This window comes from Fimbriimonadaceae bacterium (genome assembly GCA_023957775.1).
Lineage (GTDB): Bacteria > Armatimonadota > Fimbriimonadia > Fimbriimonadales > Fimbriimonadaceae > JAMLGR01.
The window spans coordinates 1-26266 of record JAMLGR010000016.1; the positions used below are offsets into that span (position 1 = coordinate 1).

General features: G+C 67.8%; 23 protein-coding genes. 5 read left to right on the forward strand and 18 right to left on the reverse strand.

Annotation, left to right across the window (positions count from 1 at the left end):
* The first annotated feature begins 74 nt into the window (after positions 1-74).
* Together M9921_12895 and M9921_12900 are read left to right on the forward strand one after the other, a co-directional pair.
* The gene (locus tag M9921_12895; GenBank protein ID MCO5297746.1) at positions 75-1493 is read left to right on the forward strand and encodes a hypothetical protein; all 1419 of its coding nucleotides are present in this window, start codon (positions 75-77) and stop codon (positions 1491-1493) included.
* A gap of 157 nt (positions 1494-1650) precedes the next feature.
* A complete protein-coding gene (locus M9921_12900; protein ID MCO5297747.1) occupies positions 1651-2748 on the forward strand; it encodes a Xaa-Pro peptidase family protein in 1098 nt (365 codons plus the stop codon).
* Positions 2749-2847: 99 nt separating this feature from the next.
* Here M9921_12900 and M9921_12905 read toward each other — a convergent pair whose 3' ends face one another.
* The 3 genes from M9921_12905 to M9921_12915 form a co-directional block, all read right to left on the reverse strand.
* On the reverse strand, positions 2848-3600 hold the full coding sequence (locus M9921_12905) for a PEP-CTERM sorting domain-containing protein (GenBank protein MCO5297748.1): 753 nt from the start codon (positions 3598-3600) through the stop codon (positions 2848-2850).
* A 118-nt stretch (positions 3601-3718) separates the two neighbouring features.
* Positions 3719-4426: a ribonuclease III gene (gene rnc / locus M9921_12910; GenBank protein MCO5297749.1), complete on the reverse strand. Its 708-nt coding sequence runs from the start codon at positions 4424-4426 to the stop codon at positions 3719-3721.
* Entirely contained in the window at positions 4423-5610 is a 1188-nt protein-coding gene (locus M9921_12915; protein MCO5297750.1) for a pyridoxal phosphate-dependent aminotransferase, read from the reverse strand. Before M9921_12915 ends, rnc begins: the two co-directional genes overlap by 4 nt.
* 89 nt (positions 5611-5699) lie before the next feature.
* Here M9921_12915 and M9921_12920 point away from each other — a divergent pair, with 89 nt between their 5' ends.
* Positions 5700-6707, forward strand: a complete 1008-nt coding sequence (locus tag M9921_12920) for an iron ABC transporter permease (GenBank protein MCO5297751.1) — start codon at positions 5700-5702, stop codon at positions 6705-6707.
* Between the two features lie 3 nt (positions 6708-6710).
* Here M9921_12920 and M9921_12925 read toward each other — a convergent pair whose 3' ends face one another.
* The 5 genes from M9921_12925 to M9921_12945 all read right to left on the reverse strand — a co-directional run bounded on the left by M9921_12925 (position 6711) and on the right by M9921_12945 (position 11975).
* Positions 6711-7799 carry a TIGR03790 family protein gene (locus M9921_12925; GenBank protein MCO5297752.1) on the reverse strand — a complete coding sequence of 363 codons (1089 nt, stop codon included), beginning with the start codon at positions 7797-7799 and terminating at the stop codon, positions 6711-6713.
* Between the two features lie 4 nt (positions 7800-7803).
* The gene (locus M9921_12930; protein ID MCO5297753.1) at positions 7804-8472 is read right to left on the reverse strand and encodes a glycosyltransferase family 2 protein; all 669 of its coding nucleotides are present in this window, start codon (positions 8470-8472) and stop codon (positions 7804-7806) included.
* A gap of 61 nt (positions 8473-8533) precedes the next feature.
* Entirely contained in the window at positions 8534-9607 is a 1074-nt protein-coding gene (locus M9921_12935; protein MCO5297754.1) for a GNAT family N-acetyltransferase, read from the reverse strand.
* Between the two features lie 91 nt (positions 9608-9698).
* Entirely contained in the window at positions 9699-10817 is a 1119-nt protein-coding gene (locus M9921_12940; protein MCO5297755.1) for a DegT/DnrJ/EryC1/StrS family aminotransferase, read from the reverse strand.
* A 78-nt stretch (positions 10818-10895) separates the two neighbouring features.
* On the reverse strand, positions 10896-11975 hold the full coding sequence (locus M9921_12945; protein ID MCO5297756.1) for a hypothetical protein: 1080 nt from the start codon (positions 11973-11975) through the stop codon (positions 10896-10898).
* 232 nt (positions 11976-12207) lie between these two features.
* Here M9921_12945 and M9921_12950 point away from each other — a divergent pair, with 232 nt between their 5' ends.
* Positions 12208-12825, forward strand: coding sequence for a Maf family protein (locus M9921_12950; protein MCO5297757.1), 618 nt, complete (start codon positions 12208-12210; stop codon positions 12823-12825).
* A gap of 4 nt (positions 12826-12829) precedes the next feature.
* Here the strand turns inward: M9921_12950 and M9921_12955 are convergent, their stop codons facing one another.
* From M9921_12955 to M9921_12985, 7 genes are read right to left on the reverse strand one after another with little or no spacing between them, the layout of a single operon-like run.
* Complete coding sequence (locus M9921_12955) at positions 12830-13816, reverse strand: alpha/beta hydrolase-fold protein (GenBank protein MCO5297758.1); 987 nt, start codon at positions 13814-13816, stop codon at positions 12830-12832.
* 20 nt (positions 13817-13836) lie between these two features.
* The gene (locus M9921_12960) at positions 13837-15699 is read right to left on the reverse strand and encodes an LUD domain-containing protein (protein MCO5297759.1); all 1863 of its coding nucleotides are present in this window, start codon (positions 15697-15699) and stop codon (positions 13837-13839) included.
* On the reverse strand, positions 15696-16391 hold the full coding sequence (locus tag M9921_12965; GenBank protein MCO5297760.1) for a (Fe-S)-binding protein: 696 nt from the start codon (positions 16389-16391) through the stop codon (positions 15696-15698). Before M9921_12965 ends, M9921_12960 begins: the two co-directional genes overlap by 4 nt.
* A gap of 39 nt (positions 16392-16430) precedes the next feature.
* Positions 16431-17795 carry an FGGY-family carbohydrate kinase gene (locus tag M9921_12970; GenBank protein ID MCO5297761.1) on the reverse strand — a complete coding sequence of 455 codons (1365 nt, stop codon included), beginning with the start codon at positions 17793-17795 and terminating at the stop codon, positions 16431-16433.
* Positions 17776-19839, reverse strand: a complete 2064-nt coding sequence (locus tag M9921_12975) for a bifunctional rhamnulose-1-phosphate aldolase/short-chain dehydrogenase (GenBank protein ID MCO5297762.1) — start codon at positions 19837-19839, stop codon at positions 17776-17778. Before M9921_12975 ends, M9921_12970 begins: the two co-directional genes overlap by 20 nt.
* Positions 19836-20273 (reverse strand): hypothetical protein, encoded by a 438-nt coding sequence (locus tag M9921_12980; GenBank protein MCO5297763.1) that lies wholly within the window; start codon positions 20271-20273, stop codon positions 19836-19838. Before M9921_12980 ends, M9921_12975 begins: the two co-directional genes overlap by 4 nt.
* 57 nt (positions 20274-20330) lie before the next feature.
* Positions 20331-20750, reverse strand: coding sequence for a hypothetical protein (locus M9921_12985; GenBank protein MCO5297764.1), 420 nt, complete (start codon positions 20748-20750; stop codon positions 20331-20333).
* Between the two features lie 78 nt (positions 20751-20828).
* On the opposite strand from M9921_12985, the gene M9921_12990 reads away from it, so the two are divergent.
* Positions 20829-22058 carry a DUF1501 domain-containing protein gene (locus tag M9921_12990; protein MCO5297765.1) on the forward strand — a complete coding sequence of 410 codons (1230 nt, stop codon included), beginning with the start codon at positions 20829-20831 and terminating at the stop codon, positions 22056-22058.
* 268 nt (positions 22059-22326) lie between these two features.
* Here the strand turns inward: M9921_12990 and M9921_12995 are convergent, their stop codons facing one another.
* The 3 genes from M9921_12995 to M9921_13005 all read right to left on the reverse strand — a co-directional run bounded on the left by M9921_12995 (position 22327) and on the right by M9921_13005 (position 26257).
* Positions 22327-23772 carry a cyanophycinase gene (locus tag M9921_12995; protein MCO5297766.1) on the reverse strand — a complete coding sequence of 482 codons (1446 nt, stop codon included), beginning with the start codon at positions 23770-23772 and terminating at the stop codon, positions 22327-22329.
* A gap of 209 nt (positions 23773-23981) precedes the next feature.
* Positions 23982-25343, reverse strand: coding sequence for a phosphodiester glycosidase family protein (locus M9921_13000; protein ID MCO5297767.1), 1362 nt, complete (start codon positions 25341-25343; stop codon positions 23982-23984).
* Positions 25334-26257, reverse strand: coding sequence for an LD-carboxypeptidase (locus tag M9921_13005; GenBank protein ID MCO5297768.1), 924 nt, complete (start codon positions 26255-26257; stop codon positions 25334-25336). The genes M9921_13000 and M9921_13005 overlap by 10 nt, the downstream gene beginning before the upstream one ends.
* Positions 26258-26266: the final 9 nt, after the last annotated feature.

The following is a 26266-nucleotide window of genomic DNA, read 5'->3' on the forward strand; positions in this document are numbered from 1 at the left end:
AAAAACCGCTGTCCTACCATTAGACGATCCGGCAGATCGTAGGCGACATTGTACCGGGTGCGCCATCATGGGACATGTTGGTGCTTCCGCTCGCCCTGCTGGCGCTGTCGATGGTCTCCACGCCCAGACCCGCGCCCCTCATCCACTCGGTGACCGACATCGGCCACGAGTTCACGTTCTACTTCGATGGCCGGTTCGCGAGGCAGTATCTGCCCGGCGGCGTCGATGAGCGGAACTGGGGCACGCTGGCGCGGTGCGACCTGACGGGCGCGAACCTCCTCGTCCTCTCCTCGGGAGGGACCCCTTGCCCCTACACGCCCGACGACATCGCCAAAGTGCGCGGCTTCCTCGAGGTCGGTGGAGGCGTGGTCGTGCTGGGCGACTACGCGCGGTTCCGCCAGGAGACCGGCTACCGGCTCAACGAACTCGCCCGCGCGTTCGGCGCGGAGTTCGCGGACGTCGCGGCCTCGGGCACCCCCGTCGCCGATCCCGGGCTCCACGCGCGGGACGTGGTGCTGCGCGCCGGCAAGACCCTCCGCCTCGATGAGCCCGCCCGGTGGAAGGTCCTCCTGCGCGACGGCGCAGGCCACCCGCTCCTCGCCCGGCGGCCGGTCGGCAAAGGCCAACTGCTCCTCGCCGCGCGCGGCCTCGCGGGGCAGAAGCCCGACGCGTCCGACCCCATCAACGCCGAGTGGTGGACCCCGCTCCTCCAAGACCTCGCCAAGGGCAAGCCCGCCGACCCCGCGCAGCGCCCCCGCACGAGCTGGGCCGAGCACGCGGAAGAGCGCGACGGCATCACCCTCGAATACACCGATTACACCAAGCCCTACGCCGAGGACGTGTTCGCGATGTACCGCAAGATCCGGCCACTGCAGGAGAAACTCCTGGGCGTCCCGCCCGCCAAGGGCACGCTCGCCCGGTTCCTGCTGCTTCCCACCGACGGCGGGGGCTTCTCGTCGGGCGACCGCATCGGCATCGCCGTGTGGTGGGGCGGCTTCCCCGAAAAGCAGTACGGCATGGCCGAGCTCATCGGCCACGAGGCCACGCACTCATGGGTGCTCCCCTTCGCGGAACCCATGTGGAACGAGGGGCTTGCCACCTATGTCGGCATCCTGCTGGGCCGCGAACTCGGGCTCGAGGCCGACGCGGACGCCTCGCTCAACCAGTGGCTGGAGGGCGCGCGCAAACTCGATCCGAAGTTCGACGCGCTCGACCTCTTGGACGAGAAGGCGCCGCACGTCGTGCAGATGGCGAAACCCATGTGGATCTGGGAGCAGCTGCGGAAAGAGTGCCCGGACATCCTCGCGCGGTACTTCCGGGCCAAGCGGCGGCTCGCAGACCCCGCGCGGATCCAACGCTACACGGCCGACGACTGTGTGGCCGTGCTCTCCGCGGCGATCGGGCGCGACCTGTTCCCGTGGTTCCGCTCGCTGGGGGTGAACGTGGAGGCGCAGAGGGCTTCGATCGGGGGAGTTGCACGCAAGGAACGCTAAGGGCGCTATAGGGGAGGGGAGGGTTGCACGCTAAGAACGCAAAGATCGCTATGGGGGAGGGTTCACGCTGAGGCACAAACCACAAACCACAAACCACAAATCGAAGATCCCGCCGAAGGGCAATCGAAGATCGGGACCACGAAGCTACAATTCCCTCATGAATGCGACTGGGTCGGATCGGATGGAGCGGTTGGCGGGAGAACTTCGCGAGGCGGGGGTGGATGCGTTCTTGGCGTGGTCGCCGACGACGATGGGGTATCTGCAGGGGTTCTCCGAAGGCGCGGGGGAGCGCTTCCTCACCCTGGCACTGCGCGCCGATGGGACCGTCCGGCTGATCTGCCCGGCGCTCTCCGCCACCCAGGCCGCTCGCTCGGGCATCGCGGACATCCGGCCGTGGAAGGATGGCGAGGATCCCGTCGCCCACTTCAAACAGCTCGCCGACGATTGGAATCTCCGCTCGGCGATCATCGCCGTGGATGACGAGATGCCGGCGCACCTGCTGCTCACGATCCAAGCGGCTCTACCCGCGGCCCTCTTCAAGCCCGGCGCGGGGCTGGTCGCCAACCTCATGCGCGTGAAAACGCCCGAGGAGTTGGCGCTGCTCCACCAGGCGGGTGCCATCGCGGATCGCGCCTTCCCCGCAGGCGTCGCCGCGGTTCGGCCCGGCGCTACCGAGGCCCAGGTCGCCGATGCCCTGTTCGCCGAGATGCGGCGCCTGGGCGGGACGCCCACCTTCGCGATCGTGGCGACCGGCGCGAACGGCGCCGAACCCCACCACCTCAGCGACGCCACTCCCATCCAAGAGGGCGACGTGGTCGTTATGGACTTCGGGTGCGAAGTGGGCGGATATCAAAGTGATATCACACGGACCGTCGCGTGCGGCAAGGCGCCTGAGGAGGCGAAGAAGGTCTACGCGACCGTGCTCGCCGCGCACCACGCCGCCCGCAAGGCTATCGCCGCGGGTGTGGCATGCGGGACCGTCGATGCCGCCGCGCGCAAGGTCATCGAGGATGCGGGCTACGGCGAGTTCTTCGTGCACCGCACCGGCCACGGCCTCGGCACGCGCGTCCACGAGGAGCCCAACATCATCGGAGGCAGCGAGCAGCGGCTGGAACCCGGGCACTGCTTCAGCATCGAACCCGGCATCTACCTGCCCGGCCGGTTCGGCGTGCGCATCGAGAACATCGTGACGTGCACCGAGGCGGGCCACACCAGCTTCAACGAGGATCCCGCGGAGGAGCTTCGCGAAGTTTAGGGGAGTTGCACGCAAAGGCGCTGAGGCGCGGAGGGGTTGCACGCAAGGAACGCAAAGGGCGCAATGGGATGAGGGTTTCCACGCCCAACGCCTCACGCCTCACGCCTTCCGTCGCTTCATCAGCAGCGCGCCCACACCCAGGGTCACGGCCAGCACGCTGGCGGGTTCGGGGACGGCGTTCTTTGTATGCCCTACCGGGGTCGCCACGTAGAGGAGCGGGAGGATCGAGAGCGGGTTGAAGCTCGGCCCGGGCGGCACGATGTCTGCCGGGCTGGTGCCCGTCGTCTCCGTGGTCGTCGGCTGGGCAGGCGTCGGCAGGGGGTGGTCGGGAACCGGGCCGACCGTCGGCTCCATCTCCGGGTTCGGGCCGAAATCGGCGCTCGCCGGAATCTCGGGCGCCTCGAGCTCGCGCATGGTGACCCGGCGCCGCGGAAGGACCTCGGCGTCCATCACGTTCGGCGAGGTGGCGTCCGCGGGGCCCAGCGTCATTGGATTGCCGCAGTACAAACGCATCGCGGGCGTGCCGTCCAACTCGACGAGCAGCACGGAGCCCTTCCGAAGCTTCTGCATCGTCGCGTGGATCACACCCGTCTCGGGCACGCCGAACACGCGGTAGATGCCCGGCTTCTTCAGCTTGGCGAGACGCAAAGTGGAAAAGTACGATCGGATCTCGTCGTCGCTCATCGCGTAGTGCCGACGGAAACGGTCTCGGACCACGGGATCCGTGTCGAACTGGTGAATCAATGAACGCACCGACGTCACCTTCTCGTTGAGGAACGAATTGCGTTCCGGGCGCTGCCCGTAGCCCAAGGCCGCAACAAGGATCGCGGCGAACAAGAAAACGGCTTTCATTTCAATTCTCATCGCAACCACAACAAATCAACGGGAGCCCCTCAAAACTACCCCGTCGTTCCCGGTTCGTGCCATCCCGTTCTTTCGACTCCAGGCCAGGCGCCAATGTTCGGCCGCGCTACTCGTGCTCGTACGGGTCTTCGAGTTTTTGCCGGGCCCGCAACGCGCTCTCGATCAGCTCCAACGCGTCTTGCGCCGCCGCCTGCTCGGCTTCCTTCTTGGAACGCCCTCGCCCCTCGCCCATCACCTCGTCGTCGAACAACACCTGGACCGCGAACCGCTTCTCGTGCGAGCCGCCGGTCTCCTTCACGATGCGGTAGAGCGGCGTCTTGCGCCACGTGGCCTGCGCCGCCTCCTGGAGCTTGGACTTGTAGTCGTGCGGGTTGACGTCCCCGCCGCTGACCTGCTTGAGGTAGGACTGAAGCTGCTCGAGCACGAACCAGCGCGCCGCCTCGATGCCGGACTCCAAGTACACGCCCCCGATGATCGCCTCGAGCACGTCGGCGAGGATCGAAGGGCGCGACCGGCCGCCGGTGGACTCCTCGCTGGCGCTCAGCTCCAGATAGGCGTCCAAGCCGAGGCGGAAGGCGGTCTCGGCCAGAGGACCCTCCTGCACCACGCTGGACTTCGCCTTGCTGAGCATGCCCTGGTCCCAATCGGGGTGGTTCTCGTAGAGGTATTGGGCCACGATGAGTCCGAGCACCGAGTCCCCGAAGAACTCCAACCGCTCGTAGCTGTCGCGCACGCTGTTCTCGGCGGCCGAGCGGTGGCGCATCGCCAGGCGGAAGGTGTCGAGGCTCTTGAGGGGAATCGACTTGGGAATCATGATCGGAGTGCGAGCAAGCCCTCGGCGATGCGGGCGACGCCGCGGTTCAGGTCGTCGAGACTGGCCGCGTAGCTCAACCGCAGGTGGCCCGGCGCGTGGAACACCGTTCCCGGCACGGTCGCGACCCGGTAGGTGCAGAGCAACGTTTCCGCGAGCGCGAGATCGTCGGTGCATCGAGGGCCGAGCACGCTGCCAATGTCGACGAACGCATAGAACGCGCCGGGCGGGGTGAAGACCCGGGCGCCCTCGATCGCGCGCAACTGCACGAGCACGAGATCCCGCCGCCGACGGAACTCGTCCCGCATCGCGGCCACCGCGTCCTCGGGCATCTGCAGCGCCTGGAGCGCCCCCTTTTGGGCAAACGAGTTCGCGTTGCTCGTGACCTGGTCCTGGATCGCGGCCATCGTCGAGGCGAGCGCCTTCGGACCCGCGCAGTACCCCACCCTCCAGCCGGTCATCGCGTAGGATTTGCTGCACCCGTTGATCGTCACGGTCCGGTCCGCCACGTCCTGCCCGAGCGAGGCGATCGAAACGTGCTCGCCCTCGTACACCAGCTTTTCGTAGATCTCGTCCGAGAGGATCCACAGGTCGTGGCGCAGCGCGATCTGGGCGATCGCCTTCAACACCGCGCGGTCGTACACGGCCCCCGTCGGATTGCAGGGGGAGTTCAGCATGATCGCGCGCGTCTTGGGCGTCACCGCCGCGCGGATCTCTTCGGGATCGGGCACGAACCCGTTCTCCAATCGCGTCCGCACGACGACAGGGGTCGCGCCGGCCAAGACGACCTGGTCCGCGTAGGTGGGCCAGTACGGCGCCAGCAGCAGGACCTCGTCGCCGGGGCCGACCGTGGCCATCAGCGCGTTGAACAGGCACTGCTTGGCACCGGAGCTGACGACGACCTGGGCCGGTTCCACGGCCACGCCGTTCTCTCGTTTGAGCTTTGCCGCGACCGCTTCGCGCAGTTCGGGAATGCCCGGGGTGGGCGTGTAGCGGGTGAATCCCGCCCGGAGGGCGGCGATGCACGCCTCGACGATGGGGGGCGGCGTATCGAAATCGGGTTCGCCGGCGGCCAGGCTGATCACGTCCTCGCCGGCGGCGCGCATGGCCTTGGCTTTGGCCGTGATCGCCAACGTGGGGGAGGGTTGGAGATGTCCCGCCCGAGCGGAGAGGCGCGGCGTGTTCAACCCACCGAGTATACCGAGCGGGCCCGTTCGCCCCGTGGTCGCCGGGCGGCTTTGCTGGGCCATAATCGGCCCTTCGGTTCAGGAAGCGCATGACGATCGACACCGCCCCTTCGGCGCGCCGCGCGCCGGTCTCCTTGTTGGCCGTGCTGGGCGTGGCGGCGTTCGTCGTGCTGCTCGTGCGGATCGGCAGCGGCACGACGTTCATCGCGCCCGGAGACGTGCTTCGGGAGATCCTCCATGGGGACACCGGGGAGCGCATCAACGTGATCGTGTGGCGCATCCGCCTGCCCGAAGCGCTCACTTGCGTGCTCGTCGGGGCGATCCTCGGCATCGTGGGGTCGGCGTTCCAAGCCCTGTTCCGCAACCCGCTCGCCGATCCCTACATCGTGGGCGTCTCCTCGGGCTCCGCCGTGGGCGGCGCGCTGGCGTTGGTGCTCGGGATCGGGGTCGCTTGGGCCGGGCTGGGCATGATGGCGTGCGCGTTCGTCGGGGGCCTGCTCGCGCTGATCGCCGTGTTCCACCTCTCGCGCCGGCGCGGGGTCGTCGATGTGACGGCCCTCCTTCTGGCGGGCGTCGTGCTGGGCGCGCTTCTGTCCGCGGTGCTGATGCTCGTGCTTCTCGCTTCGGGCCGCGACACGAACCAGGTGCTTCGGTGGCTGATGGGGAGCACGAGCCCCGCTCACTGGAACCGCGTGGCGATCCTCGCGGCAGCGCTGGGCGGAGGAGGGTTCGCGCTCGTGCGCCAAACGAGGGCGCTGAACGCGTTTGCGGTCGAGGAGTCCAGCGCGCAGCGCCTGGGGGTCGATACGGAGCGGCTCAAGCGGACCGTGCTCCTGGCCGGCACGGCGATGACCGCCGTGGCCGTGGGCTCGGTGGGCATCATCGGCTTTCTGGGGCTCGTCTCGCCCCACATCGCGCGGCGCCTCACGGGCGTGGACTGGCGCTGGTCCATGCTGGCCTCGGGTCTGATCGGCGCGGCCCTTCTCGCCTCGGCGGATATCGTGGCGCGGCACGCCACGCCCGACGGCATTCCCGTCGGCATCGTCACGGCGCTGCTCGGCGCGCCGTTCCTCATCGTGCTGATGCGCCGCGCGTGAGCCCTACTTCGGGGCGTAAGGACGGCAGATCGGGTCCCCGATCACCACGTCCTTCCACTTGATCACGAGCGAGGCCGCGTAGAAGCTCTCCGCCAGCGTGAAGCCGCTCGTGTACCGATCGAAGAGGATGTCCGGCTTCGCCAAAGCGAACGTGAACGGCTCGCTGACGTACCCCTTCACTCCCGTCACGCCGTTCGCGATCAGGTCGGCGATCAGGCTCTGCCCGCCCGTCGTTGGGTGGAACGTGCGGCCGCTCGTGGAGACGAACGTCTCGGCGAGTGCGCCCGGCTTGAACTGGAGACTGCGGTACGCCTCGGGGTCGAACGCTCCGTCGTTGCTTCCCCAGCTCGCGTAGCCCGCGAGCCTCCGGGCCGGGGCGACGAACGTTTTGGTGGTTTCGACCTCGGCGTCGAAGTTCTTCGCCTTGAGAATCTCGCCCGCCCGCGCGAGGGTTTGCTGCATGTCGGCATAACCCGCCCCGTTGCGGTTCCCTGCCTCGTCGAAGAAGAACGGGCCCTTCTCCGGTTTCGCATCCACCGAGTTGTCGACGAGGCGCTTGCAGTCGGCGACCGTGTAGCCGTCCAACCGCGTGACGAGCACGAAGTCGTACTTCGCGCGGGAGAAGGAGTCGTTCTTGTTGAAGTAGGGGTTGAGGCTGCGCCGCACCTGGGCGCCTTCCGGCTTGTCGATCGGTTCGACGGGAAGGTCCATCGCCGCGATGTGTCCGTCGACCGAATAGCCGCCGTTGGAGTGGAGCCGGATCGGAATGCCCTTGGTGAGGAGCACGAAATCGATCGGGTTTTTGCTGTCGTAGATCTTGTCCTTGATGGGCTTGCGCAGCGCCTTCTCGAACTCGTCGTACTCCATGTTGTCCTGCGTCGAACACTTCACCCGCAGGACGTTCTCCTTGGGGATCTTCCGCTTGGCGATGTAGTAGCCGGCGACCTCGACGCTCTCGGGACTCGCCTCGTTCACGACGACGAGGACGCGGCGGGCGTCGTCGGCCACCACGGGGACCGCCGTCCAGTTGTCCGCGACGGGCGTCGGCGCGTGAGACGCGCATCCCGCCAGGCAGAGGGCGGCGCCCAGCAACACACTATTTGAACAAACGGCCACGAAACGGTTTCCTCCTTCGGCGCATGCGCATCATCGCGCGCGCTATCTCCTTGTACATCTTTGCACGGGCGGCCGTTCCCTTGACCAAGCCGAGCTTGCGCTCCTTGTGGGTGTTGCTGACGCCGCGAAGGACGACGCGGACGATCCTCGCGCGAGCGCGTTTCGCGTAGGTGTTGATCGTCACCTCGACGCCCATCCTCAAATCGCCGAGGAAAGGAATCGACTCGAACAAGGTTCGTTTCATGGCGCGTTGCCCGCTGATGTACGGGGAAATCCGCTGCGCGGTGTCGCTCCAAAACTTGCCGCCGCGGAACACGCCGATGCACATATCGCAATGGCCGTCGAGCAGCGGGCGCAGGATCTGGTCGATGTGTTCGCCGCGCAAACCGCGCAGATCGGCGTCCACAAAAACCAGCACGTCTGCCTGGGTGGCCGCCACGCCCGCCGACATCGCGCCGCCCTTGCCCATGTTGAAAGGAAGTTCGATCACCCGCACCCCGTCGAATCGGCGGGCGACCTCCGCGGTCCGGTCGCGGCTCGCATCGCTCACGACGATCACCTCGTCGGCAAGTTTCGAAGCCAGCGCCGCCCTCAGAACCGTGGTGATGCGCTGCTCTTCGTTGTATGCGGGAATGACGATTGCGACCATGGGTTGTCGGTTCAAAGACTATAACCGTTTCCACGGCCCCCACGTGCCGGTCGCGGGTCCTTCAGCGAAGGCTCTTTCCCTCGAGCCGATCGCGGATCTTGCCCTCCACGCGGGCGCCCGTTTCGTTCCATCCCTGGGCGAGTCGTCCCCTCAGGGAGCCTCGCGCTTCGAGGTACCGCAGGTTTTCGTGCGCGTGCTGCGGTTTCCACCGGCGTTTGTACGGCTCGTCTCCCCGAAGGAAGTCGAAACGCGTCACCCCGTGTTCGATCGCGCGCCGCACCGTGTGCGCCACCAACACGGTTCCCGGCGACATCGCGCTGTGGACCGGGTCGAATCCTGCCTGGTAGAAATAGCAGGTTTCCCCGAGACGCATCGCGTAGAGGGTGCCCACGGTCCGCCCCTCGAGTTCGAGAACCGAAAGCCAGATCCAGCCCTTGGCCGCCGCCAACGACGCCCAGTCGCGATGGAACCGCTGGATGCGTTGGCCGACGAACGCGCCCGGCAGCCCCCTCTTGCGCCACCGCATCCGATGCGTTTCGAAGAACGCGTCGAGTCCCTCGGCGATCTCGTCCGCCTCGAGCGTCCGGATCGACGCCCCACCGGCCGCGAACGCTGGCTTGTCCATTCGGCGCGCGTCGTAGCGAAGGCTCTTCGAGAGGGTTTGGAGGAACGCGTCGTAGGTGGAGGGCAGGTCCAGCACGAGGCAACGCGCCTGCGCCATCGCCGTGGACTCGGGCAAGGCCCGCGCGAGCACGCGGTCGTCGCGCACCTGGTGGAGGTCGATCAGGTCGATGCCGGGGACCGACCGAACGTGTTCGACCAGGTGCTCGGCCACCGCCTCCTCGTAGCCGGGTCGCGCGAGGGGGTGGAGGTAGTCCGACGGGCCCCCGCCCATCGCCCGCAGGGCCGTCCACGGCCCCGAGGTGCGCACGAGCGGCATGAGTCCAACGAGATGGGAGCCCTCGTGGAAGAGCGCGATGTGCGCCCGCTTCCCCCGGCCGTACTGGCTCCACCAGGACGACTGCCACTCCCACGTTTGGAAGGGCGTGGCCTCCGGCGAGTCCTCCGCCAGCGATCGCCAAGCTTCGCCAAGTTCGGCGGGCCAAAGGGGACTATCGCAAACGCGGATATGCATAACGCCCCCGATTCCCGATTCCCGATTCCCGATTCCCGATTCCCGATTCCCGTCTCCCGTCTCCCGTCTCCCGTCTCCCGTCTCCCGTCCCCTACGCCCGCGAGGCGGTTTGGGAAAAGGCGGCCACCTGTGCTGCGGCGAACTCGACCTGTTCGTTCGAGAGGTGCTGGTGGATCGGCAAACTCAGCACGCGCAGCGAGATGTCCTCCGTCACCGGGAGGCTGCCCTGACCGCCGCCGAACCGCCGATACGGCTCGTGGTAGTGAAGGGGGACGGGGTAGTAGATCATCGAATCCACCCCCTGCTCCTTCAGGTGGGCCTGGAGCGCGTCGCGGCGGTCGGTGAGGATGCTGAACTGGTGCCGCGTGTTGTTGTTGCCGGCGGCCGTGATCGGAAGGACGACCTCGGTGTCGGCCAACCGCTCGAAGTAGATCTCCGCCAGCTCGTTCCTGCGCGCGTTCCACACCCCCAGACGCGTGAGCTTGATGCGCAGGATGGCGGCTTGGATCTCGTCCATTCGGCTCGTGTAGCCGATGTGGTCGTAGTAGTACCGCTCGCGCCCCATGCCGTGGACCCGGATCGAGCGGCAGGCGGCGGCGATCGCGTCGTCGTCGGTGATGATCATCCCCGCGTCGCCCGCGGCGCCGAGGTTCTTGGTGACGTAGAAGCTGAAGCCCGCGGCAAGCCCGAAGTTGCCGGTCGCCAAGCCGTTGTGCGTGCAGCCGACCGCCTGGGCGGCGTCTTCGAGCACGAGGAGTTCGTGTCGTTTGGCGATGGCACCGATCGCCTCCACGTCGGCGAGCTGGCCGAACAGGTGGATCGGCAGGATCGCCTTCGTGCGGGGCGTGATCGCCGCTTCGATCTTCCCGGGATCGATGTTGAACGTGGCCGGGTCGATGTCCACGAACACGGGCGTCGCGCCGGTCTGGACGATCGTCTCGACGCTGGCCACGAAGGTGAAGGCCGTCGTGATCACCTCGTCGCCGGGGCCGATGCCCGCCGCGTCCATCATGATGCGGAGCGCGTCCGTGCCGCTGTTCACCGCGATCCCGTGCTTGACGCCGTGCATCGCCGCCAGCTCCTGCTCCAGCGCGTTGTGGTGCTTGCCCATCACATACGCGCCGCTCGAGACCACCTCGTGAACGGTGCGGTCCAGAGTCTCGCTCAGTTCGTCGTATTGCGCCTTGATGTCGTAGAAGGGAACTCTCAAATTCGGGGTCCTTATCTCCGGGGGGTTAGCTCCATTTTAGCCGAAGGCCCCACCCGACAAACGACAAACGAAGGACGATCAACGCCCCCCGAGTCCTCGATAGCTGCGCAGCGTGCGCGCCCCCGTTCCATCGGCGTTGCGGGTCTCGAGGCGCGCGGTGTCCTTGCCGGTCCACAAACCCGCCATCTGGGAGCCGTCGGGCGACCACGCGATGTGGGTGATCGCCTCCTTGCCTCCGCCGTGGGGTGACCGACCGACGATGGCGGACTCGGTGCCGGCCCGGTTCACGGTGTACACAAGGTCGTCGGGCCTCGGGGCGGGCGGCTGGGGCGCGTCCGCCGACGTCCACACGAGCATGCGCTCGAGCGTCGGGGAGAAGGAGACCCAGGCGACTTCGGCGGGGCCCGTGCGCGGATCGGGGTTGATCCCAGGCACGCGCTCCGGGAACGGGAGGCGCTGCGCCGAACGATTCACGAGATCAAAGGAGTAGAGAGTGAGCAGGATGTACTTGGGGTTTCGGCTGTGACGGGCCCACACCAGCCGTTGGCCTCCCGGATCGAGGGCGAGCCCCACCACATCGCCGGTGGTCGTGATCTTCTTGACCTCGCCGGCTTCCATCAGATACACGTCGGCGGCCTTGTCCACGCTGGCCACGAACGCAAGGCCCGAGTTGCGCGGAATCCACACGAGGTCGGGCATCACGTCTTCCGCCTTCTCAAGACCCGGCACCTTCGCCCGAAGGGTGATGGCCTTGGCGTCGAAGTCGTACCAGACGACGTCGGTCCCCGGCTCCCCTTTTGCAAAGGTAGCCAGCTTCCGCCCATCCGGGCCCCACGCGACGATCGGGCCCCCGTCGGGCACGACGAGTTGGGACTTGCCCGTCTGCGTGTCCAAGACCGCGACGCCTTCGTTGTTGGCGAACGCGATGCGCCTGCTGTCCGGCGCCCAGTTGGGGATCATGGTGGCCGTCGAGGAGACGTATTTGAACCCGCCGCCGTCGACATTGATAACCGCTAGCCGGGAGTCGTTGCCGAGCGGCCACGTGAACGCGAGCTGCTTGCCGTCGGGCGAATAATCCACCCCCGCGCACCCCACGAGAGTCCCTGCCAGAAGCAGAAACGCGGCCAATCGAGAGAGGGTTGTTGTTGTGGCAGCCATCAATAGGAGAACGGGTGGCGGAGGGGACGGGTTCCGCGTCAGGTGGTTTGCGGTTTGCGGTTTGCGGTTTGCGGTTTGTGGTTTGTGGTTTGTGGTTTGTGGTTTGCGGATAGGGAGAGGCACGCAGAGTCGCAGAGTCGCTGAGAAGAACCCCCTCGCCCCTCCGGGGGAGAGGGGGAAGGGGGTGAGGGGCTGTGAGCGAAGCGAACTGCACCCCTGCCAAACTCTCGCCATGCTTGAGTTCCCGTGGCCCGTGGTCTTGGCGAGTGCCTCGCCGCGGCGCCGGGAGTTGCTGGCACACCACCTGGCGGAGTTCGACACCGACCCCGCCGAGGTGGACGAGGACGCCCTGACGTGCGCGGACCCCTGGGAAACAGCGCGCTGCCTGGCGGACGCGAAGGCCGAGGTCGTGGCATCCCGCCACACTGAAGCCCTGGTGATCGCCGGCGATACCGTCGTCGCACTCGAGGAAGGTGGCGCGTGGGAGCAACTCGCCAAACCCGCCGACGTCGCGGACGCCCGCGCGATGCTCGCGCGATTGAGCGGCCGCGAGCACGTCGTGATCACGGCCGTGGCCTTGCGCTGGCCCGGCGGCCGGGACACGTTCGTCGAGACCTCGCGCGTGCGGTTTCGAGCCCTGGCCGCGGACGAAATCGAGGCCTACACAGCGACCGGCGAGCCCATGGACAAGGCGGGCGCCTACGCCATTCAAGGAGGCGCCGCCGCCTTCGCCGAGGTGGTCGAGGGAGAGATTTCCACGGTCATCGGCCTACCCATCGAGGAACTCCTCCAACGACTCTCTCGATCAACGACAAACGACAAACGACAAACGACAAACGATAATCGATAGACGATCACCGTCCCAGGAGGAACACGAGGCCGCGCTCCATCCGCTCGCGCCAGGCGGTCCAGTTGTGGCCCTCCGGCGTGGTGAACGTGGCGCAATCCACCCCCTTGGCCTTCAGCGCGGCGACCAGCGATGCGTTGGAGGCGGGGATCTGGGGCTCGAACGTCCCCCAATCGCAGAACACGCGCAGCCCCTTGGCGAGCTTGTCGACGGGCCACGACGGGTCCTTGCCTTCGACCCAGAACGCCCCCGACTGCGAGTGGATGCCTCCTGCCACGGCCTTGGGATAAGCGGCGGCCGTTCGCAGGGCGATCACGCCGCCCAGGCTCGCCCCACCGAGGAACACGTCTTGCGCGCGGGACGAGCAGGGCGCCCGTTTTCGAACCTCGGGAAGCAGCTCCTCCACCACGAACCGGCTGTACGGCTCGGAGTCGTGCCAGTACTCCTTGGCGCGGTCGGCGGGAGGCACCAAGACCAGCACGACGGTGCGGATCTTGCCCGCGTCGATCAGGTTCTTCACGATGTGCGGCGCCCTGGCCAGCGACTCGTAGGGCTCGCCGTCCGCGTAGACCAGGATCGGCAGTTCCTTCGGGGCGCCCGGAGGCACGAACATCACGACCTTGCGCCCGGGCACGAACTTGCTCTCGATCGAAAACTCGGTGCGCACCAGCGGCACCTTGGGGTCGGCGGCCAGGGCCGTGTGCGGGTAATCCGGTCCCTCCCAAACGCTGTTCTCGCCGCCCAGCCCGTTGGGAGCGCGAAGCGGGTTCTTGGGGTCGAGGGTCCATTTGCCGTCGACGATGAACTGGTACTCCGTGCGCCCGCTCGGGGGAAGCTCCACGAGGATCGACCACGTGGCGCCGTCCCGCGTCATGGGGCGCGGAGCGGCTCCCCAGCCGGTCAAATCTCCGACCCACGACACCGCCTTCGCGTCGGGGGCGTCGAGCGTGAAGGGAACGGCTGCAAGGAACAGCGAAACCAAGGCGCACAACATGCCCCAGTTTGCCCCATGGGCTAGATGCGGACGACGATCACCTCGCCGGGGCCGTGGACGCCGCGGATCAGGTGGCCGCCGATGTCCGCGGTTCGACTGGGGCCGGTGGCGATCACCGACGTGCGCGCGCTCATCCGCGCGATGCCCTCGGCCAACGTTGCGACGATCTGGGCCTGCGGGACGAGGATCACGTGCACAGGTGGCGCCAGAGCACCGAGCCTCGTCTTCGCCGGGCCGGATTCGAGCACGACGCTCCCCGTCTCTGCGATCGCGCACACCGCGAGCGAAACGCCGACGTTCGCCTCCCACACATCGTCGGTCGTGCTCGTCCACGGGCAACGCTCCGCCGCGTCCCCGTCCACCCACCAAGGCCCGGCAAGACGCTCGAGCTCCTTCAGCGAAGCGATCCGCCCTTGGAGCTTCTCCAACTGGGCTTGGAACCGCGCCCAGAGGGCCTCCGCATCCGAAGCGCCTTCCTGCTGAGACTCTCGAGGCGCCGCGTGCTCAACAGAGGGCTCCCTCTCCACCGACCGGGCAGGGGTGACGGGCGATCGGCTGTGCCACCACTTCCGAAACTCCCGACCCTCGCGCCGCGGGGGCTCGCGAAACTCCGACCAGGCCTTCAGCGGGCCGACCTTCGGGGCCATCGGCAGCAGGCGCAGGCCCGACCGCCACAGGGACGGATGCGTCGCGCCCGCAGCAAACGCCGCCCAGGAGTCGCCTTTGCTCTCGGCGCGAAGGCGCAGCAGCATTTCGGGAATCGGGATCTTGACCGGGCACACCTCTTCGCACGCGCCGCACAGCGAAGAGGCTTTGGCGAGGTGCCCGAACTGCTCCACGCCCTCCATCGCCGGCACCAACACCGCCCCAAGCGGACCGGGGTACACGTGCCCGTACGCGTGCCCCGACACTTGGCGGTACACCGGGCACACGTTCAGGCACGCCCCGCACCGGATGCACAGCAGGATCCGTTGGTAGGGACCTGCCAACACCTTCGAACGGCCGTTGTCCAGCAGCACGAGGTGCACCTCGCGCGGCCCGTCGGGCTCGTCCCCCCGCTTCGGGCCCGAAACGAAGTGCACGTAGGTCGTGATGGACTGGCCGGTCGCCGACGCGGCCAAAAGAGGAAGGAACAACGCGAGGTCTTCCTCGGTGGGCAGGATCTTCTCGATGCCCATCACGGCGATGTGCACGTCGGGCGCCGTGGTGGAAAGCCGGTTGTTGCCCTCGTTCTCCACCAGCGCGAGGCGGCCGGTCTCGGCGATGGCGAAGTTCACCCCGCTCACCCCGATCGCGGCCGAGCGAAACTTCCCGCGCAGGTGCGCCCGGGCCTGCTTGGTGAGCGCCTCGGGGTCCTCGGTGTACTCGCCCAGACCCTCGCGCGCGAACGACCGCGCCACATCCTCCTTGGTCTTGTGGATGATCGGCGCGACGATATGGCTGGGATGGTCGTGGTCGATCTGGACCACGAACTCGCCCAGGTCGGTCTCCACAGGTTCGAATCCCGCCTCTTCGAGCGCCGCGTTGAGCCCGATCTCCTCGGTGGCCATCGATTTGGCTTTGGCGACCACCCCGCCCGCAGGGCTGGCCGCGCGGCAGATCTCGATGACGAGCCGCCTCGCCTCGGCCGCATCCTGCGCGTGGTGCACCCGGATGCCGCTGGCGATGCACGCCGCTTCGAGCTGCTCCAACAGGTCCGGGAGGTGGTCCAGCACGCCCTGTTTGATTTCGGCGGCCCTGGTTCGGGCCGCTTCGGGGTCGTCGAAGACGCTGGGCAGCGCGCCGACGCGCGCGGCGGTGTAGTGCGCCGCGGACTTGCCGACGGCCCGCCGCGTGGAGGTGGGCATCTCCGCCGAGGCTTCCACGATGGGGGGGCGCTTCACTGGGGAACCGCCTCCGCAAGGATCTGGGCGACGTGCTGCGTGCGCATCGCCAGCCCGTGGCGCTCGATCAGCCCCCGCAGGTGCAACAGACAGCCCATGTCGCCGCTTACCACCGTGTCGGCTCCCGAGGCGAGCAGGTGCTCGAGCTTCTCCATTCCGATACCCGCGCTGATGGGGCCGTGCGTGGCGGCAAACGCCCCGCCGAACCCGCAGCACTGCTCGACCTGCGCGAACGGGAGCATCTGCAGGCCGGGCACCGTGGAGAGCAGCTGCTCGTGGAGATCGCCCAGGTGCAGCCCGCGCCCGTGGCACGCGCGGTGGAACGCGATGCTGCGTTCCATCGCCGGCCCCGGCGACGGGGGCCAAGCCGTCACGCCAAGCTCCCGAACGAGGAACTCGACCAGCTCGAAAGTCGAGGGTGTCGATTCCCCGGGGAGGAGCATCGCGTAACCCTCGCGCATCATCGCCGTGCAGGAGGACGAAGGCGCGACGACAGGCACGTCCCCCTGGAAGAGCGCGGCCGTGCGCCGCGCGACCGTGCGCGCCGCGTCCCAATCGCCCGAGTTGAAGGGAGGCTGCCCGCAACACGTCTGGGCGTCGAGGAATTCCACGTCGCACCCCGCGGCCTCGAGCACGCGCACGGCGGCGATCCCCACCTCTCCGGCGAAGGCGTCGCACAAGCACGTAAGCATCAAACGAACTAGCATTTCTTTGGCAACGACAAACGACTCTCAGCTTCTCGGCCTGTGGTGCGTCATCTCCGTACTGGCTGCCAGGCACTCGGCCAGCTCGCTGGTGTCGGAGAAGAAGCCTTTGGCGAGGAACTGGGTGGCGAGGTTGCCGAGCACCGTCGCCTCGGCCGGCCCGGCCGAAACGGTGCACCCGGTGGCGTTGGTCAGCGCGTGGCAGAACGCCGCGCTGGACGAGCCGCCCCCGCTGGCGCGAATCTGGTTGAACCGCCGTCCGGTCGCCTGCTCCAGTTCGTGCAGTTGCTGGGCCGTCGTCTCGACCAGGCTCATCAAAGCGAGCCCCGCCCACGCCTGCGGGGTCGCGGGCGCGCCCTCGATGCGCTCGCGAATGGCCTCGAGCATCGACGGCGGGTTGAAGTACGCGGGGTCCAACACGTCGATGCGCTGGGGAAGGCTTCGGTCCGCTCGCGCCAGCCAGTCGGGCACCGTCCCCTCCACGCCCAACTCCTCGTGAAGCCGGTTGATGATGTAGAAGCCGGGGATGTTCTTGAGGAAGCGCACCCGTCCGTCCGCCGCGCGCTCGTTCGAGAAGTTCCCGGCAGCCGCCGCATGATCCACGAGAGGATGGTCGAGCACCGTTCCCAACAGCGACCACGTGCCGACGTTCAAGAACGCCTGCTCCTCGGAGAGCGCGCCCAATCCGCACACAGCGGATGCGGTGTCGTGGCCCGCCACCCGCGCGACGGTGACCGTCTCGGTTGCCCGTCCGATCAGTGCGCCCGGGAGCGAGGGCTGCCGATCGGGGACGGGCCAGCCCGCGATCTCGAACGCCTCGGCGCTCCATCGGCCGTCGAGGCCGAGCAGTTGGGTCGTCGACGCGTGGGTGATCTCGGAGCCCGGCAGCCCACCGAGCAGGTACGCGAACAGATCGGGAAGCAAAAGCCACGTCGCCCGGTCGGGGAGCGTGGGGTCCTCCTGGCGCCGCGCCATCAGTTGGACGAGCGTGTTGAACGGTTGCTTCTGGATGCCGGTGAGGGCATAGAGGCGATCCTGCTCGGAGTCGAGCTGCGCGAGCGCACGCTCGTGCGACCGGTCGCGGTAGCAGACCGGGGCGGCCAGCAGGTCGCCGGTGGGCCCCAGGAACCCGTGGTCGACCCCCCACGAGTCGATGCCGACGCTCGCGGTGGCGAACTTGGCGTCCGCATACTGCACGGCCTCCCGGCACAGCGCCAGGAGCGTGTCCATGTCCCACTCGAGGCGCCCGTCGCGCTCGATCGGCGCGTGCGGCACCTGGCGCACGATTTCGAACTCGATGCGGCCGTCGACGAGCCAGCCGGCGGCATAGCGCGCCGAGGTGGCGCCGAGGTCGATCGCGACCGCGCCCGCGTTACCGGAGGAATCCCTCACGAATGCCTCCGTCCACGGGGATCACGGCGCCGGTGGTGCGGCTGGAGCGCGCCTCGCTGGCAAGCCAAACGATGGCCTGGGCGACGTCGTCTGCGGAGACTTCGACGTGCAGCAGCGTGCGGTTGCGGTAGTACTCCTGCAGGCCGTCCGGCGGGATGCCGAGCGCGGCGGCGGTTTCGGTCTTCCACTGGTCGTTCCAGATGCCCGAACCCTGAAGCACCGCGTCGGGGTTCACCGCGTTGCACCGGATGCCGTGCTTCGCCAGATCGTTGGCGGCGGTGCGCATCAGGTGCAGCTCGAACGCCTTGGCCGCCGAGTAGATCGCGGCGTTCGAACCCGTGGCCACCGCGTTCTTCGACGCGACGAACACGACCGATCCGCCGGTGCCTTGGCGCACCATGATCCGGGTGGCGGCACGCGCCGTTTCGAAGTACGCGCGCATCAGCAGGTCGCTGAGGAACGCGTAGTCCTCGTCGGAGGTGTCGAGCAGGGTGCCACGTCGGGCGTTGCCGGCGCTCACCACCGCCACGTCCACGCCGCCGAACTGGAGGATGGCCTCCTCGAAGGCCGCGCGCAAGGCGTCGGCGCTGGTGACGTCGCAGCGAACCGCGATCGCCCCGTCGATCTCGGCGACCGTCTCCTTCAGCTTCTCCTCGTTCAGGTCGAGCGCCACGACGCACGCGCCGAGCGAGGCCAGGCGCATCGCGGTGGCCCGTCCGATGCCTTGGGCGGCGCCGGTGACCACGGCCACCTGGCGGCTGAACTCCTTCTCCGGAGGCATGCGCTTCAGCTTCGCCTCCTCGAGGAGCCAGTACTCGATGTCGAACGCCTCCTGCTCGGGAAGGGCCGTGTACTTCGAAACACCCTCCGCGCCCCGCATGACCTCGATCGCCCGCTGGTAGAACTCGCAGGTGACCTGGGCCTCCTTCTTGTTCTTGCCGAACGCGATCATCCCGAGTCCGGGGACGAGGATCACCGACGGGTTGGGATTGCGGATGGCCGGCGAGTTCGACCGCTTGCAGCGCTCGTAGTAGGCGGCGTACTCGGCGCGGTACGCCTCGAACGCCTGCTCCAAGGCCGCGTCGTCCGTGTCGCCCCCGAGGACCAACGGCCGGATCTTGGTGCGTAGAAAGTGGTCGGGACAGCTCGTGCCGAGCGCTGCCAGCCGCGGCATCGCCTCGCGGGCGAGGAAGTCCAGGGTCGCGTCGCTTGTGTCGATCTCCGCGATCAGGCGCTTGCCCTCGTGCGCCGCGAGCCCCCTGAGCTTGGGCACGAGCGCCACGAGCGCTTCCCGGGCATCGTCTCGGCGAGCCGGACGGACGATCGGGCCGAAGGGCTCGGCCTTGGACCGGCTTTCGAGGAATTCGGCGGCCTGGTTGATGAGCTTGAGGGAAAGGGCGTAACACGCCTCCGCGGTGTCCGCCCAGCAGATGAGTCCGTGCGAGCCCATCACGGCGCCGTCGAGATCCGGGTGCGCCTCGATGAGGTCGCGGAGCATGAGTCCCAGCTCGAAGCCGGGGCGCTTCCACGGCAGGTATCCGATCCGGCCGCCGAACGCCTCGCGCGTGAGGGCTTCCGAGTCTTCCGCCGCGGCGATGGCGATCACCGAATCCGGGTGCAGATGGTCGACGTGGGCCTTGGGGACGAACGCGTGCAACGGGGTGTCGATGCTGCACGCCGTGGGATTGAGGTTGAAGTTGCAAAGGGGGTAGAGGGCGACGATCGCGTCCTCGGCCAGGCCCTCCCGGTACCGCTTCTCAAAGGCGAGCACGGGGTCCAGGTAGAGGCTGGCGAGCCCGGCCCTGCGCATCGTGCCCAGGTCCCCGCCCGAGCCTTTGACCCACAGCACGCGGACGTCCTCGCCCGTGAGCGGATCGGTTTCCGTCACCTTGACGCTCGTGTTCCCACCGCCGTAGTTCGTGATCCTCGGGTCCGAACCCAAGAGGTTCGAGCGGTAGACGAGCCTTTCGACCTCGTTCATGGCGGCGGCTTGGGCGGCATCCCACTTCGACTGCAGAGCTCCCGTTGCGGCGGCTGCGCTCATCGCGGCAGCCCCGGGTACATCTCGCGGTTCAGTCCGAATGCGTCCACTTTCCACTCGTCTCCTACTTTCACCATGGGAATCTCATACTTCTCGCCGTACGTGCTGTCCAAGTCGGCGTTTCGAAACACGTGGAGGCTGACCGACGCGTTCTTGTCGTCCGCCTGCTTGGAGTTCAGGATCCGGTACGCGAAGCGGTAGTGCAGGCCCGCGACGTTGACCGCGAACTCCCACTCCTTGCGCATCTCCGCCTCGTCGCGCCCGGGGGCGTAGGAGACGCGCATCAGCTCGTCCACATCGCCTTTGCCCAAGGCCGTCATGAACTCGGCCGCAACGCCGGAAGGCGTGCTCGAGGACTGCATGAGCAAGAAGGCGAGAACCAGGATGGAGGCCACTCCAAGAATCAGCAGCGGGCTTACGCGGCCAGCGGTCTTCATACGTGGCCTCATTGTAGCCTCTGGACGCCGGGTTCGAGGTGCCGGGCGGGCCCGCTCCTACAATCCGAGTGCGCGGAAATTCGCCAGCGTCCGGGTCGCGTTGATCTTCCAATGGTTGTCCGACGGGGGCTTTTGAACGAGCCAGACCGTGACGAGAATGCCCAGCCGCGGGATGCGGTACCGCACCTCGGCCGTGACGGACCGACCGTCCAAACCCATCCGGCCCAACTCGAACGTTCCGCCGGCCTTGGCGATCAGATAGACCTTTTCGCGAAGCGAGAGGACGGCCGGGTCTCCGACGTCCTCGGACGTCACCTGCTGCAGCTCGGCGAGGTCGCCGCTCAGCGTCGCGACGTGGAATCGCCGGATGGCACTTTCGGGTCCGTAGTACTGGAGGACCCAGAAGACGGAGAGGGTCAGCACCGCCAGCAGGCCGGAGGCGATCCACGCATCGGCGCCGCGAATACTGGGCTTCATGGGCCGAGTCTACCGTTCACTGAACGCGCGCCCCGCTTGCGCGTCTTTCCTGGCATAGAATGAGTGGGGTGACCGTCCTTGAGTGAAAAACTGTCCCGAAGAGACCTGATGAAGCGCGGCGGCGTGATCGCCGTCGGATTGACCGCGCCGCGGTGGCTTTCCACCATCGCCCACGCCGACGTCATGCGGATGGCGAAGGGCGGCGTGCCCGCGAAGGACACGGTCCTCGTCGTGTGCCAGCTCTCGGGGGGGAACGACGGCCTGAACACGGTGGTCCCCTACGCCGACAAGACGTACTACGATCTGCGCCCGACCCTGGGGATCCCCGAGGACAAGGTGCTCAAGCTGTCGGACGCCATGGGCTTCCACCCCGGTCTCGAGGGATTGGCCGAACTCTACAAGGAAGGCAAAGTCGCCGTCATCCAGAACGTGGGCTACCCCCGGCCGAACCGCTCGCACTTCAAGAGCATGGAGATCTGGCAGACCGCCAGCCCGACGACCACCGTGCGCAACGGATGGATCGGCCGGTACTTCGACCAGCAGGCCGCCAGCGGGCCGCTGAATCCCGTGGTCGCGCTCGGCCTCTCGACGGACAAGCCCCTGGCCTTGAACGCGAAGGTCGCGAGCATCCCGTGCTTCGCCAGCCTGGCGGACATCCAGTCGATGGTCGGCGACCCCGATGTGGAGCGGATGTTGCGCCAGATCCAGGGACCGGACGCGCCTCCAGGATCGGATCAGCGCATCGTGCAGCAGGCGAGCAAGACCGCTCTCGATGCGATGGCGGTGCTCAGCAAGCAGCTCCAGGGTTACGCCCCGAAGCAGACCTACGCGAACGACCCGTTCGGGCAGGGGTTCAAGCAGATCGCGCAGCTCGTCGCGACGTCTCCTGCGACCCGGGTGGTCTACTTCAGCGCCGGTGGATTCGACACGCATGCCAAGCAAGCGGAGACGCAGGAGCGGCTGCTCACGGGGTTCGGGAACGCGATCCGGTCGTTCCAGCGCGAAATGGAAGCCGTGGGCAAGGCGGACAAGGTCATCGTGCTCGTGTTCTCCGAGTTCGGGCGCCGAAGTTTCGAGAACGCGAGCGGCGGCACCGACCACGGTGCGGCGGCGCCGATGTTCTTGATCGGCAAGAACGTGAAGGGCGGCCTGCACGGCTCGAAGCCCAACCTCGAGGATTTGGCCGACGGCGATCTGAAGTTCAGCATCGACTTCCGGCAAGCCTACGCAACGACGCTCGATCAGTGGATGGGAGGGGATTCGGAGCTGGTGCTGGGAGAGAAGTTCGCGCCACTCGGGGTTTTCTGAGGCGCTGAGGTGGATGTCACGCAAAGAACGCAAAGGACGCTATGAGGGGGGATTTCACGCAGAGTCGCAGAGTCGCTGAGGGTTTCACGCAAAGGGCGCCATGAACGATATGAGGGGATTCTCACGCAAAGGGCGCAAAGAACGCCATGAAGAGAGGCCCCTCTGAATCCAAGCCTCCTCAGCGCCTTTGCGCCTCCGCGTGAAATCCCCCCTCACAGCGTCCTTTGCGTTCTTTGCGGCCTTTGCGGCCTTTGCGTGAGAATCACCTTCAAGGCGTTCTTTGCGTGAATCCCCCCCCCTCCCTGAGCGTGCGCCGCTCCGCCAGCTCGTAGCGTGCGCCCGCCTTCAGCTCCTCATAGTCCGGCCCCTCGGCGGGCCCCGGCTTGCGGCGGTCGTAGACAAACACGTGGCCGCGGCCGACGACTTCGGCCACGGAGCCTCGCACCACGAGCGCGGTGGCCTCGTCGATCCCGATGCCCAGCACCTGGGGGTACGCCTTCATCAGCGTGGTCATATCTTTGTGGCGGCTTCGCTGCGTGAAGTGTTGGTCCACGGCACACCCCGGCAAGAACCCGAGGCCGCGCTCGTAGCCGGGGGCGATGATATTGGTGTTGCCAAGCGGATCGCCGCGCGGCATGAACTGCGTTTGGATCGACGCGCCGGCGGAGGAGCCGCCGATCGCGCCCCCGCGGGCCAGCACGTCCAACATCAGCCTGTGCGCCTCCGTGTCGAGGTACGAGTCCACGAAGTTCCATTGGCGGCCGCCGCCGAACCAGATGCCTTTGGCACGGCGTAGCTTGTCGAGGATCGTCGGGTCGGTGTCGGCCTTGGACCGATCCTTGGTATGGATCCAGGTGACGTCCTTGGCACCCGCGCGGCGGAGAACGCCGACGAACGCGGGCTCGGGGATCGTCTCGGCAAACTCGCATGGCACGAACACGATCGGCGCATCGGCCCCCCCCGCGGCCTCGATGAACTGTTCGAGGAGCCCGTCCGGCATGCCTCCGCCTCCCACGATGAACAGCGTGCCGCGAGGAACGTTCGGCCGGGGCATTACCGCCGGAGGGAAGGGGGGAAGGGTGCGCTCGATGGCACGGCGGCGGAGGGCGATCCAGTCCGCTTTCGCACCGGCGGGGAGGGGCTCGACGGACGCCTTGCCGCCCGGTCCCGCCGCGAACGCGATGCCCAACGTCTCGCTCGCAGTCAGTGTGCGGCCGTCGAGTTGCACCGCCGCCCCCTTGGGGACACCCACGGCGAAGCGGCCGGGGGCGGCCGCCGCGTGCAGCGCGCTTTCGTCGCCGTTCCACCGCGTCACCCAGGCGGCGCCTTCGGCGAGCGAGCCGCCAATGGCCAGGTCGAGCCCACCGCCCACCACGGTGCCGCCCGCCTTGGCTTGGGAAATGCGTGCGTACGCGTCCGGCAACAGCGCGGTACCAGGCTCGATCCACACCCCGCGGAACGCGGCGAGGTCGGGCCGCCCCTCGGCCCGCGTGGCTCCCACGTCCGACCACGGCTTGTCAAGTGCCGGGGCGGACGTGTATACGAGCAACTTGGCGCCGGGACCGCACCGGGCGAGGAACGCCTCCCGAGCCCCGGCCCCCTCCCCCAGCACCAGCGCACCGTTGACAATCGGCTGCGGCCACTGCGGCCGGTCGGAGGGTTGGCTGGCGAACGCAGCGACGGCGATAAGGAGAAGCCCAACAAAGCGGCGCATAGAAGCAGGGTAACCGAAAACCCTTGGGAGTGCGCGAACTTGCGCGTCGCCCCCGCTTGGGAGTGCGCGAGCTTGCTCGTCGCCCTCAATCCGAGCGGCTTGCTGCGAGTCTGGATGCCGGACAAGTCCGGCATAGGCCAAGGCGACGAGCAAGCTCGCGCACTCCCAAGCGGGGGCGACGAGCAAGCTCGCGCACTCCCAGGGGTTAGTTACTTGGCCTTGACCGGGATCTTCGCCGTCAGCAACTGACCTCGGGCGGCGACGGTGACCTCCACGGTCCCCTCCGCGGTGGCGCGCAGGAGGCCGCCTTGGTCGATCCAGCCCGCGCCCTGGGCGCCCCAGAGCACGTCCACGTTCGGGATCGGCTCCCCGTCGGCGCCGAACACTTTGAGCACCGCCGTCTCTTGCGGCGCAAGCCCCACCGGGGCGGCCAAACGGAGTTGACGCGTGTCGGCCAGCGGGGGTTGGCCGAAGAAGAGAACGCCGTTGGCGACCGCCCGCTCCCGGCCGTCGCTCGGTCGGTTGAGCGTGACGCCCAGCACGTGCATCGTCGAGCTCCCTCCGCCGTCGAGGTTCACCGCGTCCACGCATCCGAGGCCCTTGAGGATCGACGCCAGCTCCGGCAGCGTCGCACCGACGCTCATCGACTGCCGGCCGTCGATCGCCACGAACCACAGATCGCCTTCCGGCGTGCGCCCCACCGCCGATCGGGGGTGCCGGTTGTTGGTGAACGCCTTCGTGAACCCCTCCACCTCGTTCTCGATCGTCGTCTTCCCGTCGCGGATCAGCACCGGACCGCCGCCGACGGCGTTCGGGTACTTGGTCCAGTCGAACCCCTCGACCCGCCACTTGAGCGTCACGCGTGCGCCGGGCTCCAGGGTCTGGAGCAGCGCCATCTTCGGTCCCGTCGCCGCGAGCACCATCGTGCCCGGCGACACCGCCGCCGTGCCGCCCGCATGCTTCGACCGAACCGTCCCGGTCGCCTCCCCCGAGGGGGTCAGCGTGCCGCGCTTGAGATCGAGCACGAGTTCGACCGACGGGTCCTTCGTGACGGCAAAGCCCGCAGACTCGCTGAACAGGCAGATGTCGTTGAGCCCGCACTCCTGGTTGAACCCATCGATGGGGATGGGCGGGCCGTTGTCCGGATCCAACTCCATCGAACTGGTCGCGCGTCCAAACGTGGCGCCCGTGGGACCCCAAGCGAACACGGTGCGTTCGGGGTGTGGAAGGCTCAGCAGCTCGCCGTTGCGAACCATCAGGCCCAGCGGGTCGCCCGAAGGGGGGAAGAAGTCCGCGTTGATCCCCGCCAGCGCGCCCGAACGGCGCACGAGATCGCCGATGGTTTCGCGTCCCTTGAACTCCGACTCGGAGTAGACCTGCAGTTCGCCCACCTCGCTCGAGGCTTTCACGGCCGGCGTGGCGATGCTGAAGCGCAGCGCGTGCACGATGCGCGGGAGCGAGGCGTCGACTTCCATGCGGTACACGAGCCCGGGGGCGAGCGGTTTCTCCCACACCTGCGCGTGCGCCGCCGCGGCGGCCAGCGCCACGAGCAGCAGTGTCTTCAGGCGCATGGCGACTCCAGGTACTCCAAGGTGCCGGCATCGGCGTCGAGCCGGGCCCGGACGCCGAGCGGCAGCGTCATCATCTGCGGCACGTGGCCGAAGGGAAAGTCGATCACCAGCGGAATGCCCAGCGGCGCCAACCGGTCGCGCACGATCTCGCGCCACGGCTTGCCGCCGATTCCCTCGTCGCGGCGATCGTCGGTGCGGGTCATCTCCCCCACCACGATCCCCGCGCACCGGTCCAGCGTGCCGCTGGCCCGCAGGTGGGTCAGCATCGCATCGACGCGGTGCGGGTTCTCATCGACGTCCTCGATCACCACGATCTTTCCTTCGGCATCGAGCGCCTCCGGGGTTCCCAAGCTGTCGGTGAGCAGGCAAAGGCACCCGCCGACCACGATGCCCTCGCCGACGCCGCCCACGACGGAGGACGAACGGGGCGCATCGGGGTGAACCGTGTTCTCGCCGCGCCAGCCCGCGAGGAACGATGCGTGCACCCAGGGTTCGCGCACTGTGCTCAGGGTGAGGGCCATCGGTGCGTGCAGCGTCGGCATCCCGCGCCGGTTCAGGGCGAGGTGGAGCGTCGTGATGTCGCTGAAGCCCGCGAAGAGTTTGCCGGACCGGGCGATGCGGTCGAGATCGAGCAGGGGAAGGATGCGCGCGCAACCGTACCCACCGCGCGAACAGTAGACCCCATGGACCTGGGGGTCGTCGAACGCGTCCTGGAGGTCTCGCGCGCGGTCCTCGTCGCTTCCCGCGAGGTAGTCGTCCCGGTCCAGGGTGTGGGGAGCGAGGTCGACGCGGTACCCGGCGTCTTCGAGGAGGCGCGTGGCGTTCGCGAGTTTCTCCGCGGCGAGGGGCGAGGCGGGGGACACGATTCGAATCGTATCCCCCGGTTGCAGGGCGCGCGGCTTCAGTGCGGACATGGCGTCGGT